The organism is Bradyrhizobium sp. NBAIM14, assembly GCF_020193895.1.
Taxonomy (GTDB): domain Bacteria; phylum Pseudomonadota; class Alphaproteobacteria; order Rhizobiales; family Xanthobacteraceae; genus Bradyrhizobium; species Bradyrhizobium yuanmingense.
Map to the genome: position 1 here is coordinate 13,052 of NZ_JADYVQ010000009.1, position 21,248 is coordinate 34,299.

Annotated in this window: 22 protein-coding genes and 1 other RNA gene; 13 read left to right on the forward strand and 10 right to left on the reverse strand. The window is 65.1% G+C overall.

What is annotated here, in order from left to right; translation table 11 throughout:
• The first annotated feature begins 117 nt into the window (after positions 1 to 117).
• From argB to dapE, 6 genes are all read left to right on the forward strand, one after another.
• Positions 118 to 1,005, forward strand: coding sequence for an acetylglutamate kinase (argB, locus tag I6F28_RS21460; protein WP_036014067.1), 888 nt, complete (start codon positions 118 to 120; stop codon positions 1,003 to 1,005).
• Positions 1,006 to 1,166: 161 nt separating this feature from the next.
• A complete protein-coding gene (locus tag I6F28_RS21465; RefSeq protein WP_225141112.1) occupies positions 1,167 to 2,153 on the forward strand; it encodes a DUF1036 domain-containing protein in 987 nt (328 codons plus the stop codon).
• Positions 2,154 to 2,347: 194 nt separating this feature from the next.
• Positions 2,348 to 3,037 (forward strand): pyrimidine 5'-nucleotidase, encoded by a 690-nt coding sequence (locus tag I6F28_RS21470; protein WP_057027530.1) that lies wholly within the window; start codon positions 2,348 to 2,350, stop codon positions 3,035 to 3,037.
• Between the two features lie 199 nt (positions 3,038 to 3,236).
• Positions 3,237 to 4,082, forward strand: coding sequence for a 2,3,4,5-tetrahydropyridine-2,6-dicarboxylate N-succinyltransferase (gene dapD / locus I6F28_RS21475; RefSeq protein WP_128264986.1), 846 nt, complete (start codon positions 3,237 to 3,239; stop codon positions 4,080 to 4,082).
• 146 nt (positions 4,083 to 4,228) lie between these two features.
• Positions 4,229 to 4,873, forward strand: a complete 645-nt coding sequence (locus tag I6F28_RS21480; protein ID WP_225140948.1) for a DUF805 domain-containing protein — start codon at positions 4,229 to 4,231, stop codon at positions 4,871 to 4,873.
• On the forward strand, positions 4,870 to 6,036 hold the full coding sequence (dapE, locus tag I6F28_RS21485; RefSeq protein ID WP_225134006.1) for a succinyl-diaminopimelate desuccinylase: 1,167 nt from the start codon (positions 4,870 to 4,872) through the stop codon (positions 6,034 to 6,036). Before I6F28_RS21480 ends, dapE begins: the two co-directional genes overlap by 4 nt.
• Before the next feature lie 173 nt (positions 6,037 to 6,209).
• Here the strand turns inward: dapE and truA are convergent, their stop codons facing one another.
• The 3 genes from truA to def form a co-directional block, all read right to left on the reverse strand.
• Positions 6,210 to 6,947 (reverse strand): tRNA pseudouridine(38-40) synthase TruA, encoded by a 738-nt coding sequence (truA, locus tag I6F28_RS21490; protein WP_036014097.1) that lies wholly within the window; start codon positions 6,945 to 6,947, stop codon positions 6,210 to 6,212.
• Between the two features lie 138 nt (positions 6,948 to 7,085).
• Positions 7,086 to 8,009 (reverse strand): methionyl-tRNA formyltransferase, encoded by a 924-nt coding sequence (gene fmt, locus I6F28_RS21495; RefSeq protein WP_225140951.1) that lies wholly within the window; start codon positions 8,007 to 8,009, stop codon positions 7,086 to 7,088.
• A 134-nt stretch (positions 8,010 to 8,143) separates the two neighbouring features.
• Positions 8,144 to 8,671, reverse strand: coding sequence for a peptide deformylase (def, locus tag I6F28_RS21500; protein ID WP_036041776.1), 528 nt, complete (start codon positions 8,669 to 8,671; stop codon positions 8,144 to 8,146).
• Positions 8,672 to 8,840: 169 nt separating this feature from the next.
• Between def and I6F28_RS21505 the strand changes: the two genes are divergently transcribed.
• The 3 genes from I6F28_RS21505 (at position 8,841) to I6F28_RS21515 (ending at position 12,021) form a co-directional block, all read left to right on the forward strand.
• A complete protein-coding gene (locus tag I6F28_RS21505; RefSeq protein ID WP_225140953.1) occupies positions 8,841 to 10,040 on the forward strand; it encodes a DNA recombination protein RmuC in 1,200 nt (399 codons plus the stop codon).
• 133 nt (positions 10,041 to 10,173) lie between these two features.
• Complete coding sequence (locus I6F28_RS21510) at positions 10,174 to 10,476, forward strand: GIY-YIG nuclease family protein (protein ID WP_225140955.1); 303 nt, start codon at positions 10,174 to 10,176, stop codon at positions 10,474 to 10,476.
• A gap of 195 nt (positions 10,477 to 10,671) precedes the next feature.
• A complete protein-coding gene (locus tag I6F28_RS21515) occupies positions 10,672 to 12,021 on the forward strand; it encodes an AmpG family muropeptide MFS transporter (RefSeq protein WP_225140957.1) in 1,350 nt (449 codons plus the stop codon).
• Positions 12,022 to 12,155: 134 nt separating this feature from the next.
• On the opposite strand, the gene I6F28_RS21520 is transcribed toward I6F28_RS21515, so the two are convergent.
• The 5 genes from I6F28_RS21520 to ffs all read right to left on the reverse strand — a co-directional run bounded on the left by I6F28_RS21520 (position 12,156) and on the right by ffs (position 15,657).
• A complete protein-coding gene (locus I6F28_RS21520; RefSeq protein WP_036014102.1) occupies positions 12,156 to 12,590 on the reverse strand; it encodes a hypothetical protein in 435 nt (144 codons plus the stop codon).
• A gap of 88 nt (positions 12,591 to 12,678) precedes the next feature.
• Entirely contained in the window at positions 12,679 to 13,281 is a 603-nt protein-coding gene (gene recR, locus I6F28_RS21525) for a recombination mediator RecR (RefSeq protein WP_036026497.1), read from the reverse strand.
• A 1-nt stretch (position 13,282) separates the two neighbouring features.
• Entirely contained in the window at positions 13,283 to 13,603 is a 321-nt protein-coding gene (locus tag I6F28_RS21530; protein WP_036014105.1) for a YbaB/EbfC family nucleoid-associated protein, read from the reverse strand.
• A 26-nt stretch (positions 13,604 to 13,629) separates the two neighbouring features.
• Positions 13,630 to 15,465: a DNA polymerase III subunit gamma/tau gene (locus I6F28_RS21535; protein ID WP_225140959.1), complete on the reverse strand. Its 1,836-nt coding sequence runs from the start codon at positions 15,463 to 15,465 to the stop codon at positions 13,630 to 13,632.
• Between the two features lie 95 nt (positions 15,466 to 15,560).
• Positions 15,561 to 15,657: signal recognition particle sRNA small type (ffs, locus tag I6F28_RS21540), an RNA gene on the reverse strand.
• Positions 15,658 to 15,857: 200 nt separating this feature from the next.
• Here ffs and I6F28_RS21545 point away from each other — a divergent pair.
• The 4 genes from I6F28_RS21545 (at position 15,858) to I6F28_RS21560 (ending at position 18,769) form a co-directional block, all read left to right on the forward strand.
• On the forward strand, positions 15,858 to 16,277 hold the full coding sequence (locus I6F28_RS21545) for an HIT domain-containing protein (RefSeq protein WP_036026489.1): 420 nt from the start codon (positions 15,858 to 15,860) through the stop codon (positions 16,275 to 16,277).
• A 10-nt stretch (positions 16,278 to 16,287) separates the two neighbouring features.
• Positions 16,288 to 17,232: an NAD(+) diphosphatase gene (nudC, locus tag I6F28_RS21550; RefSeq protein ID WP_036026487.1), complete on the forward strand. Its 945-nt coding sequence runs from the start codon at positions 16,288 to 16,290 to the stop codon at positions 17,230 to 17,232.
• 12 nt (positions 17,233 to 17,244) lie between these two features.
• Complete coding sequence (locus I6F28_RS21555) at positions 17,245 to 18,162, forward strand: sugar kinase (RefSeq protein ID WP_225140961.1); 918 nt, start codon at positions 17,245 to 17,247, stop codon at positions 18,160 to 18,162.
• Positions 18,163 to 18,259: 97 nt separating this feature from the next.
• The gene (locus I6F28_RS21560) at positions 18,260 to 18,769 is read left to right on the forward strand and encodes an Lrp/AsnC family transcriptional regulator (protein ID WP_025032510.1); all 510 of its coding nucleotides are present in this window, start codon (positions 18,260 to 18,262) and stop codon (positions 18,767 to 18,769) included.
• Positions 18,770 to 18,931: 162 nt separating this feature from the next.
• Here the strand turns inward: I6F28_RS21560 and I6F28_RS21565 are convergent, their stop codons facing one another.
• Positions 18,932 to 20,431: a phosphomannomutase/phosphoglucomutase gene (locus tag I6F28_RS21565; protein ID WP_036026482.1), complete on the reverse strand. Its 1,500-nt coding sequence runs from the start codon at positions 20,429 to 20,431 to the stop codon at positions 18,932 to 18,934.
• Positions 20,432 to 20,631: 200 nt separating this feature from the next.
• Positions 20,632 to 21,144: a TIGR02281 family clan AA aspartic protease gene (locus tag I6F28_RS21570; RefSeq protein ID WP_036026480.1), complete on the reverse strand. Its 513-nt coding sequence runs from the start codon at positions 21,142 to 21,144 to the stop codon at positions 20,632 to 20,634.
• Between the last annotated feature and the right edge of the window lie 104 nt (positions 21,145 to 21,248).

Consider the following 21,248-nt stretch of genomic DNA (forward strand, 5'->3'; position numbering starts at 1 on the left):
CGACGAATCCCGGATTACGCTGCGCTCCATCCGGGCTACATAGCTGCCACACCTTTGCGCTGTCCCCGCCAATCGGATAGAACGCGCACCATTCGACCCGCCAGCGAGACCCGCGACATGACCGACATCTCTCCGCTCGACCAGGCCCGCATCCTGTCCGAAGCGCTGCCGCACATGCAGCAATATGACGAGGAAACCATCGTCATCAAATATGGCGGCCATGCCATGGGCGACGAGGAGACCGCGAAGAACTTTGCCCGCGACATCGTGCTCTTGGAGCAGACCGCGATCAATCCGGTGGTGGTGCATGGCGGCGGGCCGCAGATCGCGACCATGCTCAAGCGTCTTGGGATCGTCTCGGAATTCGCCGCGGGCCTGCGCATCACCGATGCCGCGACCATCGAGATCGTCGAGATGGTGCTCGCCGGCTCCGTCAACAAGCAGATCGTCGGCTACATCAACGAGGCCGGCGGCAAGGCGGTGGGCCTGTCCGGCAAGGACGGCAACATGGTGAAGGCGACCAAGACGACGCGCACCATCGTCGATCCCGACTCGAACATCGAGAAGGCGATCGATCTCGGCTTCGTCGGCGACCCCGAGAAGGTCGACCTCACTTTGCTGAACCAGCTGATCGGCTACGAGCTGATCCCGGTGCTGGCGCCGCTCGCAACCTCGAAAGAGGGCCAGACGCTGAACATCAACGCCGACACCTTTGCAGGGGCCGTCGCCGGCGCGCTGAAAGCCAAGCGCCTGCTGCTGCTCACCGACGTGCCCGGCGTGCTCGACAAGTCGAAGAAGCTGATCCCGCAATTGTCGGTGAAGGACGCGCGAAAACTGATCGCCGACGGAACCATCTCCGGCGGCATGATCCCGAAGGTCGAGACCTGCATCTACGCGCTGGAGCAGGGCGTCGAGGGCGTCGTCATCATCGACGGCAAGATGCAGCACGCGGTGCTGCTCGAGCTCTTCACCAACCAGGGCACGGGCACGCTGATCCACAAGTGATGCGGGAACGCGAGCAGCGGAAGAAGGTCGTCATGCCCGGGCTTGTCCCGGGCATCCACGACCTTTCTTCTCGCGGCAAAGACGTGGATGGCCGGGTCAAGCCCGGCCATGACGATTTGAGAGAGCGTCATCCACGCCGCTCCCCCCTCACCCGCTTCCTGATGACGCTGCCTGCCGCAACTGTCTCCTTCTTCTTCTCCTCGGCGCCGGCGATCGCCGACCTCAAGATCTGCAACCGCATGTCCTATGTGGTCGAGGCCGCGATCGGCATCGACGACAAGGCGGCCACCGCGACGCGCGGCTGGTTCAGGATCGATCCCGCCGCCTGCCGCGTGGTGGTGCAGGGCACGCTGACCGCCGACCGGATCCTGCTCAACGCGCGCGCGCTCGGCGTCTACGGCGCGTCCCCGATCCCGCAAAGCGGCAACGACATGCTGTGCGTCGCGCAGGACAATTTCGTCATCGCGGCGGCCAGGCAGTGCCGCAGCGGCCAGACGCAGGTTCCCTTCACACAGGTGACGCCGACGCAAAGCCCGGACGGCAACCTCGTCGCTTATCTCGCCGAGGATTCCGAATATGACGACGAGCAGGCGCGCCTCGCCGGCATCCAGCGGCTCCTGGTGATCGCAGGCTACGACGCCGCGCCGATCGATGGCGTCGACGGGCCGAAGACGCAGAGCGCGCTGGCCGCATTCCTGAAGAGCCGGGGCTTGTCGTCCGACATCGTGGGCTCGCAGAACTTCTTCAAGACCATGGTCGATGCCGTGCAGACGCCGTCCGCGACCGGCCTCACCTGGTGCAACGACACGCCGCACAAGGTGATGGCGGCGATCGCGACCGACGACGGCAAGGCGGTGACCAGCCGCGGCTGGTATCGCGTCGATCCCAAGACCTGCCTGCACCCCGATGTATCAGGCCAGCCGAAGCAGATCTTCAGCTTCGCGGAGGCGGTCGACGCCGACAACCGAATCGTCAAGCTGAAGGACAAGCCGCTGAATTGGGGCGGCGACCGGCAGCTCTGCACACGCGAGACCAAGTTCGAGACCAGCGAGCAGACCGATTGCGGCGCGCGCGGCTTTGCGCCAACGGGCTTCGGCGCGGTAGACATGTCGAGCGGCGGCAAGACGCTGCGCTTTGCCGTGCCGTGAGATTGGCGCAATGATCAGCACGCAAGCATCCACAAGCTCCGCCGTCGTCCCCGCGAAGGCGGGGACCCATAACCCCAGGGAGTGGTTGCGGAGGGAAGCTGGTCACCCCGAGTCTTCGCAAAACTCCTCCCTGGGGTTATGGGTCCCGGGCTCGCGCTTCGCGCGCCCCGGGACGACAAGTTGAGAATGCCGATATGACCTTCCCCCGCAGCTTCAACCATGTCGACACCTGGGTGTTCGACCTCGACAACACGCTCTATCCGCATCACGTCAATCTGTGGCAGCAGGTCGATGCGCGGATCGGGGAGTTCGTCTGCAACTGGCTGAATGTCGGCCCGGAGGAAGCGCGGGCGATCCAGAAAGACTATTATCGCCGCTTCGGCACCACGATGCGCGGCATGATGACCCTGCACGGCGTCTCCGCCGACGACTACCTCGCCTATGTCCACAAGATCGACCACTCTCCGCTGGAGCCGAATCCGGCGCTTGGCGCGGCCATCGCAAAGCTGCCGGGCCGCAAGCTGATCCTCACCAACGGCTCGGTCGACCATGTCGATGCCGTGCTGGCGCGGCTCGGCTTCGCCGGCCATTTCGACGGCGTGTTCGACATCATCGCCGCCGAGTTCGAACCGAAGCCGGCGGAGCAGACCTACCGCAAGTTCCTCGGCCAGCATGCGGTCGATCCGACCCGCGCCGCCATGTTCGAGGACCTCGCCCGCAACCTCACCGTGCCCTACCGGCTCGGCATGACCACCGTGTTGGTGGTGCCCGACGGCACCAAGGAGGTGGTGCGCGAGGACTGGGAGCTGGAAGGCCGCGACGCCGCCCATGTCGACCACGTCACGGATGATCTGGCGGGGTTTTTGGCAAAGTTGTCGGGGTGATTTCGTAGCCTGGATGGAGCGCAGCGTAATCCGGGGCTGGCGTAGCTGCGGAGAGACTGTCCCGGATTGCGCTTCGCTCCATCCGGGCTACGGGTCTTCCCGGGTGGTGATCCAGAACGCAGCCTTGACTCCGCTCCGCCAAATCCCGAAAAAGCGCTCCAATTCTCGCGAAACCACGCGCTTCCCAGAGGAAATCACGATGTCCCTTGCAGCCCTCGAATCCACCATCAACAGCGCCTTCGAGGCGCGTGACGGCATCTCGACCACGACCAAGGGCGAGGTGCGCGAGGCCGTCGACCAGTCGCTGGAGATCCTGGACAAGGGCGAGGCGCGCGTTGCCGAGCGCGGCAGCGACGGCAAGTGGAAGGTCAATCAATGGCTGAAGAAGGCCGTGCTGCTGTCGTTCCGCCTCAACGACATGGACGTCATTGGCGGCGGCCCCGGCAAGGCAAGCTGGTGGGACAAGGTGCCCTCGAAGTTCGAAGGCTGGGGCCCGAACCGCTTCCGCGATGCCGGTTTTCGCGCGGTGCCCGGCGCGATCGTCCGCCGCTCGGCCTTCATCGCCAAGAACGTCGTCTTGATGCCGTCCTTCGTCAATCTCGGTGCCTATGTCGATGAGAGCACGATGGTCGACACCTGGGCCACCGTCGGCTCCTGCGCACAGATCGGCAAGCGCGTGCACATCTCGGGCGGCGCCGGCATCGGCGGCGTGCTCGAGCCGCTGCAGGCCGAGCCGGTCATCATCGAGGACGATTGCTTCATCGGCGCACGCTCGGAAGTCGCCGAAGGCGTGATCGTGCGCAAGGGCGCGGTGCTGGCGATGGGCGTGTTCCTGGGAGCCTCGACCAAAATTGTCGACCGCGAGACCGGCGAGGTCTTCATGGGCGAAGTGCCCGAATATTCCGTCGTGGTGCCCGGCGCGCTGCCCGGCAAGCCGATGAAGAACGGCCAGATCGGCCCGAGCACCGCTTGCGCCGTGATCGTCAAGCGCGTCGACGAGCGCACGCGGTCGAAGACCAGCATCAACGAGCTGCTGCGGGATTGATGCAAGGCGAGTAGCGAATGGCCAGTGGCGAATAGGGCGCCAATCCTACTTGCCATTCACCATTCACCATTCGCTGCTAGGATCGAACCCACCCTCCCTCCATCGCGACCAATTTCCGGGCGGCCATTCCGCCCGGAGCCACTCGCATGGACTGGATCTGGTACCTATTCCGCTTCGACGGCCGCATCAATCGCGCCCTGCTGTGGCAGGCGCTGCTGATCGTTGCGCTGCTGGCAGGCTTGCTGGAGGTGATCGGTCAGATCATTCATCTGCCCAATGCCGACGGATCGTTGAAGCTCTCGCTCAAGCTCGATTTCGGCCTTGGCGATCTGTTCAAGCTGGCCGATCCCCGGGAACACCCTTCACTCGCGTCTACCGACCGCGCGCCCCTGATCCTGAGGGCATTCGGCATGTCGCTGTTCCTGTGGGTCTATCTGGCAACGGCGATCAAGCGGCTGTACGACCGTGACAGGAGCGGCTGGTGGCTCGTTCCGTTTTTCCTCGTGCCCGGCCTTTTCAACCAGTTCTCGGACCTGCTCCCCGACACCAGCGTGATGCTTCTTTTCAACCTCGCCGCTTCGATGCTGTGGCTGTGGGGTCTCGTCGAGATGCTCTGCGTGCCCGGCACTGTCGGCGAGAACCGGTTCGGGCCTGATCCGCTGGCCGGGATCGCGTATGAGTCCACGCCCGCCTCGCCACCTGCGAAGAGCTGGGACCAGGGCCGCGAGATCGAAATTGTTCCGCCCAGCGCTAGCCCCCCCGGCGGCATGCATGTTAAGCGGGGCGCATGACCGATGCCCTCTCGATCGCCCGCGACCTCATCCGTTGCCCCTCAGTCACTCCGGCCGATGCCGGCGCGCTCGGGGTGCTCGAAAAAATCCTGGGCGCTGCCGGTTTCACCTGTCACCGCGTGACCTTCAGCGAGGAAGGCACCGCCGACGTCGACAATCTCTACGCTCGGATCGGCACCGACGGTCCGCACATCACCTTCGCAGGCCACACCGATGTGGTGCCGCCCGGCGACGAGAGCGCCTGGAGCGTCGGCGCGTTCTCCGGAGAGGTGAAGGACGGCGTGCTGCATGGCCGCGGTGCGGTCGACATGAAAGGCGGCATCGCCTGCTCGGTCGCCGCGGTGCTGGAGCATCTCGCCGCCAATAACGGCAAGCCGCGCGAGGACGGTGCGGGCTCGATCTCGTTCCTGATCACGGGCGACGAGGAAGACGTCTCCATCAACGGCACCATCAAGCTGCTGAAATGGGTCGCCGAGCGCGGCGAGAAATTCGACCATTGCGTGCTCGGCGAGCCTTCCAACGTCGAGACGCTCGGCGACACCATCAAGATCGGCCGGCGCGGCTCGCAATCCGGCACGCTCGTCGTCGACGGCGTGCAGGGCCACGTCGCCTATCCGCACCGCGCCTCCAATCCGGTGCCTGATATCTCGCGGCTGATCGTCGCGATCTCCGACGAGCCGCTCGACCATGGCAGCGCGCAATTCCAGGCGTCCAATCTCGAATTCGTCTCGGTCGACGTCGGCAACAAGGCCTTCAACGTCATCCCCGGCGAGGCCCGCGCAAGATTCAACATCCGCTACAACGACAACCACACCCAGGCGAGCTTGCGTGAATTGGTGGAGACGCGTCTCGCCAAAGCCTGCGGCAACCGCATCAAGGCCCGCATCGTCTGGGAGCCCTCGAACTCGAACGTGTTCGTGACCAAGCCGGGTCCGTTCACCGATCTCGCGGTCTCCGCGATCGAGGAGGTGACGGGGCGCAAGCCCGAGCTCTCGACCTCAGGCGGCACGTCGGATGCGCGATTCATCTCCTTCTATTGCCCCGTGATCGAGTTCGGCCTGGTCGGGCAGACCATGCACCAGATCGACGAGCGCGTGCCGGTGGCGGATCTGGAGAGGCTGACGAAAGTGTATCGCGGGATTTTGGCGCGGTATTTTGCTTGAGGCAGTGTTGCCTCCATAAACACGACCGTCATCGCCCGGCTTGACCGGGCGATCCAGTATTCCAGAGACGGCAGTGATTGAGCCGAGAGGCCGCGGCGTACTGGATGCCCCGGTCAAGCCGGGGCATGACACCGAGGTTTGGCGAGAGCGTGCCCGCTCTCTGCGCCGCTCGCCTAATAATCCACCTTCATCAAATACAGCCCCTCAGGCGGGGCGACGATGCCGCAGGCGGTGCGGTTGCGGGCTTTGAGTGCGGCGGAGAGATCGTCGGCGGTCCAGCGGCCCTCGCCGACCCAGACCAGGGATCCCACCATCGAGCGCACCTGGCTGTGCAGGAACGAGCGCGCCGAGGTGATGACGTTGATCTCGCGGCCATCGCGGATCACGTCCAGCTGGTCGAGTGTCTTCTCCGGCGATTTGGCCTGGCACTCGGTGTCGCGAAAGGTGGTGAAATCGTGCTTGCCGAGCAGGCGCTGCGCCGCCGCGTGCATTGCGTCGGCATCGAGCTTGCGCGGCACGCGCCAGGCGTGGCCGACATCGAGCGCGAGATTGGCGCGAGTGTTGACGATGCGATAGCGGTAGTGGCGCTTGACCGCCGAGAAGCGCGCCTCGAAATCGTCGGGCACGATCTCGGCCTCGAGCACCGCGATCGGATGCGGGCGCAGATGCGCGTTGAGCCCGTCGCGAAAACGACCCGGCGGAAACTGCTTGTCGACGTCGACATGCGCGACCTGGCCGCGCGCATGCACGCCGGCATCGGTGCGGCCGGCACCGTGCACGCGCAGATCCGCCCCGGTCATCGCCTTCACGGCCGCCTCGAGCGCGCCCTGCACCGATGGCAGCGTGTCCTGCACCTGCCAGCCGAAGAACGGCGCGCCGTCATATTCGATGGTGAGCTTGTAGCGGGGCATCGTGTCCAGTTTCGTCGTCATTGCCCGCCTTGTGCGCTGTTGCGCACTGGGGCGGACAATCCAGTAATCCGCAGCCTATCCGATTGACCGAGAAGCCTCGGCGTACTGGATACCCCGCCTTCGCGGGGTATGACAGTGTCAGGTGAATTTGGATCCCGCCTTTAACGGCACGCCGCGCAGGAAGTCCGCGGCCTGCATGCGGGCCTTGCCCTCGCGCTGCAGCTCGATGATGCGGATGGCGCCGTCGCCGCAGGCGACGATAAGCTGATCGTCGAGCACGTCGCCAGGCGCGCCGGCGCCTTGCGCCAACTCGCAACGCAGGATTTTGACGCGGGCATCGTCAAGCTCGCTCCAGGCGCCGGGGAAGGGCGAGAGGCCATGGACGTGGCGCAGCACCGCGCGCGCGGGCCTGGTCCAGTCGATCCGCGCCTCGGCCTTCTCGATCTTGGCGGCGTAGGTGACGCCGTCCGCGCTCTGCGCCTTGAGCTGGAGCCCGCCGCGTTCGAGCGCGGCCATCGCGCGCACCATCAGGTCGGCCCCCAACCGGGACAGGCGATCGTGCAGGTCGAGCGCGGTCATGCCGTCGGTGATCGCGATGCGCTCGGCCATGGCGACGTCGCCGGTATCGAGGCCGACATCCATCTTCATCACCATCACGCCGCTCTCGGCGTCACCTGCCATGATGGCGCGGTTGATCGGCGCAGCGCCGCGCCAGCGCGGCAACAGCGAGGCATGCAGATTGTAGCAGCCGAGTTTTGGCGCATCGAGGATCGCCTGTGGCAGGATCATGCCATAGGCGACGACGACGGCCGCGTCCGCATCGAAGGCGCGGAACTCCGCCAGCGCCTGCTCGGTCTTCAGCGTCTTCGGCGTCAGCACGGGAATGCCGAGCTTTCGCGCGGCCTCCTCGACCGGGGTCGGCTGCAATTGCAGGCCGCGCCGGCCGCCCGGCTTCGGCGCGCGGGTGTAGGCGGCCGCGATCTCGTGGCCATGCGCGACCAGCTCGAGCAGCGTCGGCACGGAGAAATCGGGCGTGCCCATGAAGATGAGGCGGAGGGGCATTTGACGACAATCCTTGAAACGAGCAAGGTACTCGTCATGGCCGGGCTTGTCCCGGCCATCCACGTTCGTCCTGCTCGCGGCGGCAAAGAACGTGGATGCCCGGGACAAGCCCGGGCATGACGGCGGAGGAATTATCACTCCGCCGCGCGCTTGGCGGCTTTCTCGAACTTCTTCATGACGCGGTCGCGCTTGAGCTTCGACAGATAGTCGACGAACAGCACGCCGTTGAGATGGTCGATCTCGTGCTGGATGCAGGTGGCGTAGAGGCCTTCGGCATCCTCCTCGTGCACCTTACCGTCGAGATCGGTGAAGCGCACGCGCACTTTCGCGGGACGCTCGACCTCCTCGTAATATTCGGGGATCGAGAGGCAGCCCTCCTCGTAGACCGACAGTTCCTCGGACGAGGCGATGATCTCTGGATTGATGAAGACGCGCGGCAGCGGCTTGGTCTCGCCGTTCTCATCGCGCTTGGCGAGGTCCATGGTGATCAGGCGCAGCGGCTGCGCGACCTGGATCGCCGCCAGCCCAATGCCAGGCGCGTCGTACATGGTCTCGAACATGTCGTCGGCAAGCTTGCGGATCTCCGCCGTGACCTTCTCGATCGGCTTGGAGACCAGGCGCAGCTGCTTGTCGGGCAGGATGATGATTTCTCTGAGGGCCATGGCCGCGATTTAAGCCGCGCGCCGGATGCGGTCAATGCGGCCCGGAACCCCTTAACCCCTCGCTAACCATAAAACTTCACCTTTCATTAACCATGAAAATTAGGGGCCGGTTAACCCAGAATGTTCCCTCTTCGTTCGCGAGAGCGCGGCGAATCGGCTACAAGGCGGCATGAACGAGATCATTGTCATCCTGGGCGACTGGCCGGTGCGCATCGTCGATGCGCTGATCGGCTTCGGTGCGCTCGTCCTCATCCTGCTGGTTGTGATTGCGGTTGTGATCGCGCGCTCGGGGCGGCGTGGCGCGGAACTCGCCATGGCGAACGCGATCCGGGCCGACGAGCTCGAGGAGCGGCTCGCCCAGGTGCTGCACGCCCAGAGCGAGGCCTCGGGGCGGGTCGACGCCATGACCCAGGCGCTGGCGGGACGCCAGGCCGAGATGGCGCGCGCGGTCAACGAGCGGCTTGATTCGGTGACGCATCGAGTCGGCCAGTCCATGGAACATTCGACCCGCAACACCATGGAGAGCCTGCGCGCGCTGCATGAACGGCTCGGCATCATCGACAACGCGCACAAGAACCTCACCGACCTCACCACGCAGGTGACCACTCTGCGCGACGTACTCGCCAACAAGCAGTCGCGCGGCGCCTTCGGCCAGGCGCGGATGGAGGCGATCGTCCAGGACGGTCTGCCCAAAGGCTCCTACGAGTTCCAGTTCACGCTCTCGACCGGAAAACGACCGGACTGCGTCGTGTTCCTGCCCGACCAGCGCCCGCTCTGCATCGACGCGAAGTTTCCGCTGGAGGCGATGACGGCGCTGCACGACGCCCGCACCGACGAGGAGCGGCGCGTTGCCACGCAGCGGCTGCGCGGCGACGTGATGAAGCATGTCAGCGACATCGCGGAAAAATACCTCGTCACCGGCGAGACCCAGGAGATGGCGCTGATGTTCGTGCCGTCGGAATCGGTCTATGCCGAGATCCATGACGGCTTCGACGACGTGATCCAGAAGGCCTATCGCGCCCGCGTCGTGCTGGTGTCGCCGTCGCTGCTGATGCTCGCGATCCAGGTGATGCAGCAGATCATGAAAGACGCGCGCATGCGCGACGCCGCCGACCAGATCCGCACCGAGGTGATCAAGCTCGGCGACGATTTGGGGCGCCTGCGCGACCGCGTGCTCAAGCTGCAAAAGCATTTTGCCGACGTGAACGAGGACGTCCGCCAGGTGCTGATCTCCGCCGACAAGATCGAAAAGCGCGCAGGGCGAATCGAAGAGCTCGATTTCAGCAAGAGCGATGCGCCGGAGGCGCCGCGCCTGGTGGCGACGGGAGCGGCAGAGCTGTTTCCGCGCAAGCTCCAGGCGGGGGAGTGAGACTAGGGCACACTGTCGTGCCCCGCGAAGGCGGGGCATCCAGTACGCCGTGACGATCGTTGTTAAGCCGACGTGCCGGTGTTTACTGGATCGCCCGCCTTCGCGGACGATGACGGCGGAATGGAAGGCGAAGATGGATCCACGCCAGTACGACGTGTACATTCTCGCCAGCCGAATTGGCGGCACGCTCTATATCGGCGTGACGAACGATCTCATCCGCCGGGTGGCGCAGCACAGGTTGAAGGTCATCGAAAGCTTCACGGAAAAGTACGACGTCGCCCGACTTGTCTACTTCGAGCAGTTCGACGATCCCGAGAATGCGATCAAGCGGGAGAAGCGGTTGAAGAAGTGGAATAGGGCCTGGAAGGTCCGCTTGATCGAGCAGCATAACCCAAACTGGGATGACCTCTATCCTGGGATAGCCGGACCATCATGATGGCGTCATGCTCAATGTCATGCCCCGCGAAGGCGGGGCATCCAGTATTCCGCAGCCCGTGTGGTTGAACCGAGACGCCGCGGAGTACTGGATCGTCCGCCTTCACGGACGATGACACCGAGCGTGTTGGAAGCTCTCCCGTCTCACCAGCTACCGCGAGAGTCTTTTCCCCCAGAATCTGCTAACACGCCCCCCATGACCGCACCCGACGCGACCTCCCCTGCCGCCTCGTCCTCCTGGCGCGACAGCCTTGCCGTTTACCTGCAGCCGCGGGTGCTGATCGTGCTGTTTCTCGGCTTCTCCTCGGGGCTACCGCTGGCGCTGTCGGGATCGACGCTGCTGGTGTGGATGGCCGAGGCCGGGGTTGATCTTGGAACGATCGGGCTGTTTGCGCTGGTTGGAACGCCCTACACGCTCAAATTCCTGTGGGCGCCGCTGGTCGATGCGCTGCATGTGCCGTTCTTCACGCATGCCTTCGGACGCCGCCGCGGGTGGCTGGTGTTTGCGCAGCTGCTGCTGATCGGCGCGATCCTGCTGTTGGCGCTGACCGATCCGGCACGTTCGCCACTGCTTGTCGCGCTCGGCGCGCTGCTGGTCGCGACGATGTCCTCGACGCAGGACATCGTGGTCGATGCTTTCCGCGTCGAGAGCCTGCCCGAAAGCGAGCAGGCCGCCGGCATGGCCGCCTATGTCGCCGCCTATCGCATCGGCATGTTGGTATCGACCGCAGGCGCCCTGTTCATCGTCACCGGCTTCGAGGCGATCGTCCCGCGTGGCGCCGCCTGGATGTGGGGCTATGTGGTGATGGCGGCTCTGGTGCTGATCGGCACGGTGACTGCGCTCGCCGCTACCGAGCCCGCACAATCCGCGCGCGCCGAGGCCGCCACGCAGGACGACGGCGCGCTCACGCGCGTGTTCCATGCCGCGCTGGGCGCGTTCTCGGAATTTCTGAGCCGCAAGGAAGCATGGGTCGTGCTCGCCTTCGTCGTGCTGTTCAAGTTCACCGACGCGTTTTCCGGCAACATGACCGTGCCGTTCGTCATCGACATCGGCTTCACGCGGAACGATTATGCCGTGATCGTCAAAGGCGTCGGCATCGTCGCGACCCTGGCCGGCGGCTTTGCCGGCGGCTTTGTGGCCCGGCGCTATTCGCTCGCGACCAGCCTGTGGATCGGCGGCATCGTGCAGGCGATGTCCAATTTGTCGTTCTCGTGGCTGGCGCTGGTCGGCGTCAACGAATGGGCGCTGACCCTCGCGATCACCTCCGACAATTTCTGCAACGCCATCGGCACCGTGATCTTCGTCGCCTATCTCTCGGCGCTGTGCCAGAACCCGCTGCACACGGCGACCCAATATGCACTGCTGACGGCGCTCGCCGCGGTGGGACGGACCTATTTGTCGTCGGGCGCAGGCTATCTGGCGAAAGCGACGGGCTGGCCGATGTTCTTCGCGATCTCCGTCCTCGTCGCCATCCCGAGCCTGATGCTGCTTGCGTATTTGCAGAAGCGCGGGCATTTCGAGGCACTGGGGCCGGTGCGGGTGTAGGCACCCCTGTCATGCCCCGCGAAGGCGGGGCATCCAGTACTCCGAGACAGTCGTGATCGACCGAGAAGCTGCGGCGTACTGGATCGCCCGCCTTCGCGGGCGATGACACCGGAATCGGGGAGACGACTCCACCCCTACTGCTTCTTGATAAGGCTCCACTTCGTGATCACGGCCTCGCTCATCTGGCCGGGATCGCTGGCGCAGGCGACCTCGTCCACCTTCACGGAGATCTCCTTGCCGACGAAGGATTTCAGCTGGGCGGCCTGCGCCTCGCTGGAGGTGACGAGCTGGAACGTCTCAGGGCCGGTTTCGAGATTGCACAGCCCGTTCGGCGGCGGCAGGCGGCGCGGCTCGGACGTGATCTGGTAGGTCGCGACGCGCTTGCCGTTCTTGGCGTCGCGCACCTTCATCGCGTTGAGCTCGCCGGAGAGCACGTCCCCAGTGTTGATCGGCTTGCCGGGCTTGGACGGCGGCAGCGCCGCGTCGCCCTGCTGCGCGGAGATGGCCGGGGTCACCAGCATCAGCATCGTCGCGACCAAAGCCCATCGCGTGGCGAAAAGTTTCGTCATGTCGTCCGTTCCGTAAAGTCTGGATGGAGATTCCTGTTTTGACGCGTTTTCTTCACGCGAACCGGTATCCACTTCGCTCGAAAACGCTCTAGAACAGGGTGCGCTGCCGCATCGCAGCCGATAGCGTACCTTCATCGAGATAATCAAGCTCGCCGCCGACGGGAACCCCGTGGGCGAGCCGCGTCACCTTCACATTGGCGTCCTGAAGCAGGTCGGTGATGTAATGCGCCGTGGTCTGGCCGTCCACCGTCGCATTCAGCGCTAGGATGATTTCATGCACTTGCGAATCATGCGCGCGCGCCACCAGCGCGTCGATGGTGAGGTCCTGCGGGCCGACGCCGTCGAGCGGCGACAATGTCGCGCCCAGCACGTGATAGCGCCCCTGGGTGGCATTGGCGCGCTCCAGCGCCCAGAGGTCGGCGACATCGGCGACGACGACGATGATCGCAGGATCGCGCTTCGGATCGGTGCAGACGGTGCAGGGATTTTGCGTGTCGATGTTGCCGCAGGTCTTGCAGACCTGGACCTTGTCCAGCGCCACCTGCAAGGCGCTCGACAACGGCATCATCAGTGCTTCGCGCTTCTTGATCAGATGCAGGGCCGCGCGCCGCGCCGAGCGCGGACCGAGGCCCGGCAGCCGCGCGAGCAGCTGGACCAGCCGCTCGATCTCGGGACCTGCAACAGCGCCCATTTTATTGGCCGAACAGCCCCGGCGGCAGGCCGAGCCCGCCGGTGAGGGCCTGCATCTTCTCCTGCATGGCGGTCTCGGCCTTGCGGCGCGCATCAGCGAGGGCGGTGACGAGCAGGTCTTCCAGCACCTCGCGCTCCTCGGCCTTCATCAGCGAAGGATCGATCTTGATGCTCTTGACGTCCATCTTCGCGGTCATGCGCACGGCGACGAGACCGCCGCCGGAAATGCCTTCGACCTCGACGTTGGCGAGCTGGTCCTGCATCTCCTGCATCTTGGATTGCAGCTGCGCCGCCTGTTTCATCATGCCGAGAAAATCAGCCATGGGTGCGTGTCCTTGGAAAGAATGGTTCAGAGATCGTCGCCGTCGGAACCGTCGGGCGGATCGTCGCTGCCATAGTCGGCGTTAATATCGGTTTCCGGCGTCTCGGGAGCAAGCCTGCGGACCTCGACGACCTTGGCGCCGGGGAAACGCGACAGCACCTCCTGCACGCGCGGATCGGCTTCCGCGGTACGGGCATGCTCCTGCTTGGCCGCCTGGTTCACCGAACGCAAAGTCGGCTGGCCCTGCTCGTTGGAGACGATCACGGTCCAGCGGCGGCCGGTCCACAGCTCGAACTTCTTCGCAAGTTCCGAGATCATGGTCTTGGAAGCGTTGGGCTCGAGCGCGACTTCCAGCCGCCCCTCCTCGAAACGGACGAGGCGCATGTCGCCTTCGAGCGCGCTCTTGGTCATGATGTCGCGCTTCTGCCCTGCGAGCGCAACCAGCTGGGTGAAGCTCGCGATGCGCAGCTGGGGCGCCGCCCCTTGCGTATCCGGCGCGGGGGCCGCCATCTGCGGCCGGGCGCCACCGCCAAACGCTGGAGCCGAGGCTATCGGCATGCGCACGGGCGCAGCTGACATCGGCGCTGCGGAGGCAACCGGCGCGGCCGGCGCGCCGTTGCGCGCGCTACTTCCGCCGTTCACGACCGGCGAGCCGCCGCCGTTCTGCTCGAGCATTCTGATCGCTTCGTCGGGCGTCGGCAGGTCGGCGACATAGGCGATGCGCACCAGAACCATTTCGGCCGCGGCTGCGGGACGCGTTGCGGCCTGCACCTCGGCGATGCCCTTAAGCAGCATCTGCCACATCCGCGACAGCACGCGCATCGAGATCTTGGAGGCGAACTCCTTGGCGCGCACCCGCTCGGTCTCGCCATAGGCGACGTTGTCGGCGGTCGCCGGGATGACCTTCACACGGGTGACGAAATTGACGAACTCGGCGAGGTCCGAGAGCACGACGATGGGATCGGCGCCGACATCGTATTGGTCGCGGAACTCCTTGAAGGCGGACGCGATGTCGCCGCGCGCCAGCGACTCGAACAGGTCGATGACCCGGGTGCGGTCGGCAAGGCCCAGCATCTGCCTGACGGCATCGGCCTTCACCTGCCCCGCCGCATGCGCGATCGCCTGGTCGAGCAGCGACAGCGAATCGCGCACCGAGCCCTCCGCGGCGCGCGCAATGATGCCGAGCGCTTCCGGCTCGATCTCGACGTTTTCCTTCGCCGCAATGCTGGCGAGGTGCTTCATCAGCACGTCGGCCTCGACGCGGCGCAGGTCGAAGCGCTGGCAGCGCGACAGCACGGTGACCGGAACCTTGCGGATCTCGGTGGTCGCGAACACGAACTTGGCGTGCTCCGGCGGCTCCTCCAGCGTCTTCAGGAAGGCGTTGAACGCCGCCGTCGACAGCATGTGGACTTCGTCGATGATGTAGACCTTGTAGCGGGCGCTGGCCGGGGCATAGCGCACGCTGTCATTGATCTGGCGGACGTCGTCGACGCCGGTATGCGAGGCCGCGTCCATCTCCAGCACGTCCATGTGCCGGCTTTCCATGATCGCCTGGCAATGCACGCCCAAGGACGGCATGTGGATGGTCGGCCCCTTCACCGATCCATCCGGCATCTCGTAGTTGAGTGCGCGGGCGAGAATGCGCGCGGTGGTGGTCTTACCGACCCCGCGGACGCCGGTGAGAATCCAGGCCTGCGGAATGCGGCCGGTCTCGAACGCATTGGAGACGGTACGGACCACGGCCTCCTGGCCGATCAGGTCGTCGAACGAGGATGGGCGGTATTTGCGCGCCAGCACCCGGTAGGGCGCATTGCCGGCCTGGCCGGCGCTATCGGGATCGGGAGGGGCGCCAGCGTCGGTCATCGGTCGATCCGCAATGAAATGTCTCTTGGCCGGCTTTTGCGGAAAGGAGCGCGCTGGCGGCTGGTGCCGCCGGCGCTGGTTCGCTCGAAAAACAGGTAGGAGACTGACGAGCGACCCGATCCGGACCTCGTTAGGGCTGCTTCCTTCCGGACCTGACCCGGTTGGCGAGTGGCTCGTCCACCGCCAATCTCCCGGTCCCTATTTGGGGCCAAAGGGAGCGGAAAGCAAGCGGGGTCTGGGGCTGTTCCGACGGCGCTTGGGGACTTCCGGCGCCGAATTCGCCCTCATTCGGCCTGCCCCACCGGGTCCGACGCATAAGGACCACGGCGCATACGGATGTTGTCTGGGGGCGTGGTCTCTGCGACGGTAAGAATCAATCCAGAGAAGCCTTCATGCCCGAACCCGCCTGGTCGCTGCACTCCCGCCTGAAAGAGGACACCATCGATATCGGCGACCTGCCGCTGTCGAAGGTGCTGGTCATCAAGGACGCGCATTATCCCTGGCTGCTGCTGGTGCCGCGGCGCGCCGACACGGTCGAGATCATCGATCTCGACGAGGTGCAGCAGGCGCAGCTGATGACGGAGATCTCCCGCGTCTCGCGCGCGCTGAAGGAGATCAGCAAATGCGACAAGCTCAACATCGCCGCGCTCGGCAACCTCGTGCCGCAGCTGCATGTCCACATCATCGCACGCCGCACCAGTGACGCCGCCTGGCCGCGGCCGGTGTGGGGCGTGATGCCGCCGCTGGCACACGACGCCGCGGAGGTTCAGAATTTCATCAGCGCGCTTCGCCGCAAGATCTGGTTGGGTTGAAAGAACAATAATGTCAGCATTCAACGCGTTTCCGCTGGGGCAGCCGGCCTTCGTCACCAACGTCCTCGACCGCGCCGCGCATCTGCGCCGCGACGACGAAAAGCTGTTCGCGCTGGAGCAGAAGCCGTCCTCGCGCGCCTACGTGGTCTATCGCGACTCGCTGCTGGTAAAGCGCGAGGGCGACAAGGTGCGCGCGCTGCTCGGAATCGACGAAGCGCTGAAATGCGGCGCCAATCCCGGCACGGTGTTCCTCGGGCTTCGCGACGGTGCGGCCGTGTTCGGCATGGGCCTGTCGCAGGCCGCCGCCGAGAAGCTGGTCGGCCGCGAGGATTATACCGTGACCGAGCTGCGCGGCATGGCGATGCAGGGCGCGATCCCGCCCGAGGAGCTCTCGGCCGTCGCGATGGCGAAGTCGATGGTGGGATGGCATCAGCGCCACGGCTATTGCGCCAATTGCGGCGTACGCACCAGCATGAAGGAAGGCGGCTGGAAGCGCGACTGCCCGAGTTGCAAGGCCGAGCATTTTCCGCGCACCGATCCGGTCGTGATCATGCTGGTGGCGTCCGGCGACAAGTGCCTGCTCGGACGCCAGAAGCAGTTTCCGGCAGGGATGTATTCCTGCCTCGCCGGCTTCGTCGAGGCGGCCGAGACCATCGAGGACGCGGTGCGCCGCGAGATCTTTGAGGAGTCCGGGATCCGCTGCACCGACGTGCAATACTACATGACCCAGCCCTGGCCCTATCCGTCGTCGCTGATGATCGGCTGCAGCGCGCGGGCGTTGAACGAGGACATCGTCGTCGATCGGATGGAGCTGGAAGACGCGCGCTGGTTCACGCGCGAGGAGGCGGCGAAGATGCTGACGCGGACGCATCCTGACGGGCTCGCCGGTCCGCATCCCTTCGCCATCGCCCATCATCTGCTCGGCCGCTGGGTGCACGACAAGAGCAGCGCCTGAGCCGAGCCGACGATGGCCGGGATCGCGCCGCGCATCCTCTGCATCGGCATGCCGGTGCGCGACCTCATCCTGCGCGTCGAGGCCTTGCCCGAACGCGGCGGCAAGGCGAACGCCAGCCATCTCGCCGAGATCTGCGGCGGCAACGCGCTCAACGCCGCGATCGCGATGGCGCGGCTCGGCGGCCGCGTCGCCTTCGCAGGGCCGATGGGTGATGCGCGGGAGACGTCGAGCGCTTTCATTCTCGCGCAGATGGCGCAAGAGAGCATCGAGACCACGCACATCGTGCGCATGCCTGGCCTGAGCACGCCGGTCTCGGCGATCATGATCGAGCCCTCCGGCGAGCGGACGCTCACCATCTATCGCGATCCCGCGCTGTGGACCGTGAGGCTGCCCGAGGCCGATGCGCTTGTCGCCGATTGTCAGGCGGTGCTCGTCGAGAGCCGCTGCGCGGCGTTCGCCACCTCGCTTTGCGCCGAGGCACGCCGGCGCGGCATTCCCGTCATCGTCGGCGTCGACCGCGCGATGGCGCTGGAGGACGGCCTGCTCACGGCCGCCTCGCATCTGCTGTTCGCCAGCGCCCAGCTGCAGGAGACGGCCGGCATCGCTGACGACGGCGCGGCCTTGAAGCGCCTGGCGGAGCTGACGCCCGCCTTCCTCGCGGCCACAAGGGGCCCGCGCGGCGCGATCTGGCTGAACCAGGCGGGCACGCTGGAGGAAACACCAGCCTTCCCGGTCCAGGCGGTCGATACGCTCGGCGCCGGCGACGTCTTCCATGGCGCATTCGCTCTCGGCCTCGCCGAGGGCAAGGGGTTGCGGGAAGCGATGCGATTCGCCGCAGCCGCCGCGGCGCTGAAATGCACTCGCCATGGCGGCGGGCTGGCCGCCCCGCAACGCGCTGAAGTTGAAGAGCTTTTACAAGGCAAGCTCTAGAGCGATTCCACTGACGCGCCGAGATTATGGGCTTGCCGTGGAAAGATTTTCTCTATATCAGGGAAATCTGCCCCTGAAATGAAACAAAGTTCTTCAAATGACTGATGTCGCCGTCCAGATTCCCGAGACCAGCCGCCGCCTCGACGCCATCGACCGCAAGATCCTGATGGTGCTCCAGGAAGACGCCTCCCTCTCCGTCGCCGAGATCGGCGACCGAGTCGGCCTGTCCTCGACCCCCTGCTGGAAGCGCATCCAGCGCCTGGAGGCCGACGGCGTGATCATCAAGCGCGTCGCCCTCGTCGACCAGAACAAGATCGGGCTCGGCATCTCCGTGTTCGTGTCGGTCGAGAGCTCCGACCATTCGGATGCTTGGCTGAAGCGATTCGCCGAGGCCGTCAGCGCGATGCCGGAGGTGATGGAGTTCTATCGCATGGCCGGCGACGTCGATTACATGCTGCGCGTCGTGGTCGCGGACATGCAGGCCTATGACGTGTTCTACAAGAAGCTGATCAGCGCCGTGCCGCTGAAGAACGTCACCTCGCGCTTCGCGATGGAGAAGATCAAGTCGGTGACGGCGCTACCGATCCCGGCGGTGGTGGCGGCTTAATTTACGCCACACGGAAAGTGTCATCGCCCGATTTAATCGGGCGATCCAGTATTCCAGAGACGCCGGTGATAGAATCGAGAAGCCGCGGGGTACTGGATGCCCCGGTCAAGCCGGGGCATGACAGCGGAGCGAGAGGGACGGATCGCCTCTCTCAGGTGCTCCTCAAATCTTCTGATTGTACTCGCCGACTTCGGGATGCGTGCGCAGCACGCTGTTCACCATCTCGAACATGTCGTGCATGCGCTGCTCCGAGACCGGGCTTTCGACCACGACGACGAGCTCGGGCTTGTTGGACGAGGCGCGCACCAGGCCCCAGCTGCCGTCCTCGACCGTGACGCGCACGCCGTTGACGGTGACGAGATCGCGGATCGCCTGCCCCCCGATCTTCGCACCCTTTGCTTGCAGGCCTTCGAAGTGCTTCACCACCTTGTCGATGACGCCGTATTTGGTCTCGTCGGCGCAATGCGGCGACATGGTCGGCGACGACCAGGTCTTCGGCAGCGCGTTCTTCAGATCGGCCATCGACTTGCCGGGCGCGCGGTCGAGCATGTCGCAGATCGCGAGCGCCGAGACCAGGCCGTCGTCATAGCCGCGGCCATAGGGCTTGTTGAAGAAGAAGTGGCCGGACTTCTCGAAGCCCGCGAGCGCGCCGGTCTCGTTGGTGCGGCGCTTCATGTAGGAATGACCGGTCTTCCAATAGGCGGTCTTTGCGCCCTGCTTCTGCAGCACGGGATCGGTGATGAACAGGCCGGTGGACTTCACGTCGACGATGAACTGCGCGTCCTTGTGGATCGCCGACATGTCTCGCGCCAGCATCACGCCGACCTTGTCGGCAAAGATCTCCTCACCGGTGTTGTCGACCACGCCGCAGCGGTCGCCGTCACCGTCGAAACCAAGGCCGACATCGGCCTTGTGCTGCAACACCGCGTCGCGGATCGCGTGCAGCATCTCCATGTCTTCCGGATTCGGATTGTATTTCGGGAAGGTGTGGTCGAGCTCGGTGTCGAGCGGGATCACCTCGCAGCCGATCGCTTCCAGCACCTGCGGCGCGAACGCACCGGCGGTGCCGTTGCCGCAGGCCGCGACCACCTTGAGCTTGCGCTTGAGCTTCGGACGAGAGGTGAGGTCGGCGATGTAGCGCGCCGGATAGTTCTCGTGGAACTGGTAGGAGCCCCCGGCCTTGTTCTTGAATTCCGCGTTCAGGACGATCTCCTTCAGCCGCGTCATCTCGTCAGGGCCGAAGGTCAGCGGGCGGTTGGCGCCCATCTTCACGCCGGTCCAGCCATTGTCGTTGTGGGAGGCCGTAACCATCGCAACGGCGGGCACGTCGAGATCGAACTGCGCGAAATAGGCCATCGGCGTCACCGCAAGACCGATATCGTGCACCTTGCAGCCCGCCGCCATCAGGCCGGAGATCAGCGCGTATTTGATCGAGGCCGAGTAGCCGCGGAAATCGTGGCCGGTGATGATCTCCTGTTTGACGCCGAGCTCGGCGATCAGCGCGCCGAGCCCCATGCCGAGCGCCTGCACACCCATCAGGTTGATTTCCTTCTGGAACAACCAGCGCGCGTCGTATTCGCGAAAGCCCGTCGGCTTCACCATCGGCTCGGATTCGAAGGCGTAGGTGTTGGGCAACAATACGGATTTCGGCTTCGGGAACATTGAGTCGGTCTCGTGAAAGGGGGGGCGGGAGTTGCTGCAGGCTTAGCGAATGCCAAACCGCAGCGAAAGGCGGGAATGAAGGCTTATGGCCGATAATTGCGGCAGTTTGGTAACGAAGAAACGTTACCGGGAGGGCGGCCGGAGCAAGGATATCATCTTCTTGAAATTGGCGACCGCGCGATCGCGCGGGAGGCGCGCCTCTACTGCTCCAGCACCATCTGCCCGTTGGCGTACTCAAAACGCTTCAGGCGGGACAGAAAGGAGAGGCCAAGCAGGTTCTCCGACAGCGCCTCGTCTGGCAGGACCATGGCATCGACGTCGCGCACGATGAGACCGCCGACGTCGAGCATGGCGATGCGGGTGCGCGCGGCCTTGATGGTGCCGTTGGCGGTGGAGACGGTGGCGTTGTACTCGCCGCGCGAGGGACGGAGACCAAACCGGGCGGCCGAGGTCTCGTTCAGCGCAACGACGGAGGCGCCGGTATCGATCATGAAGCCGATGCGCTGGCCGTCAATCCGGCCCTCGGTCTGGAAATGACCGCGGGCGTCACGGGCAATGGCCAGGCTGCGGCCGCCGGCCGGCGCTGTGGCCGCGACTGCGACCGTCGTGCGCGGCACTGACGTGGCGGAAGCCGAGCTCATCTTGTCCGCCATCTGCGCCATGAAGGTGCCGAGGCCGATCATGACGGCCGCGATGATCATAATGTTACGCATCACACCACTTCCGAGCCGAAAGCTCGATTTCATCACGCGACGAGGCCGGCGGCGAGCGAAGGCACGCCGGGGCTCCTGTCATTTTGACGAAAAGGATGAGCGGA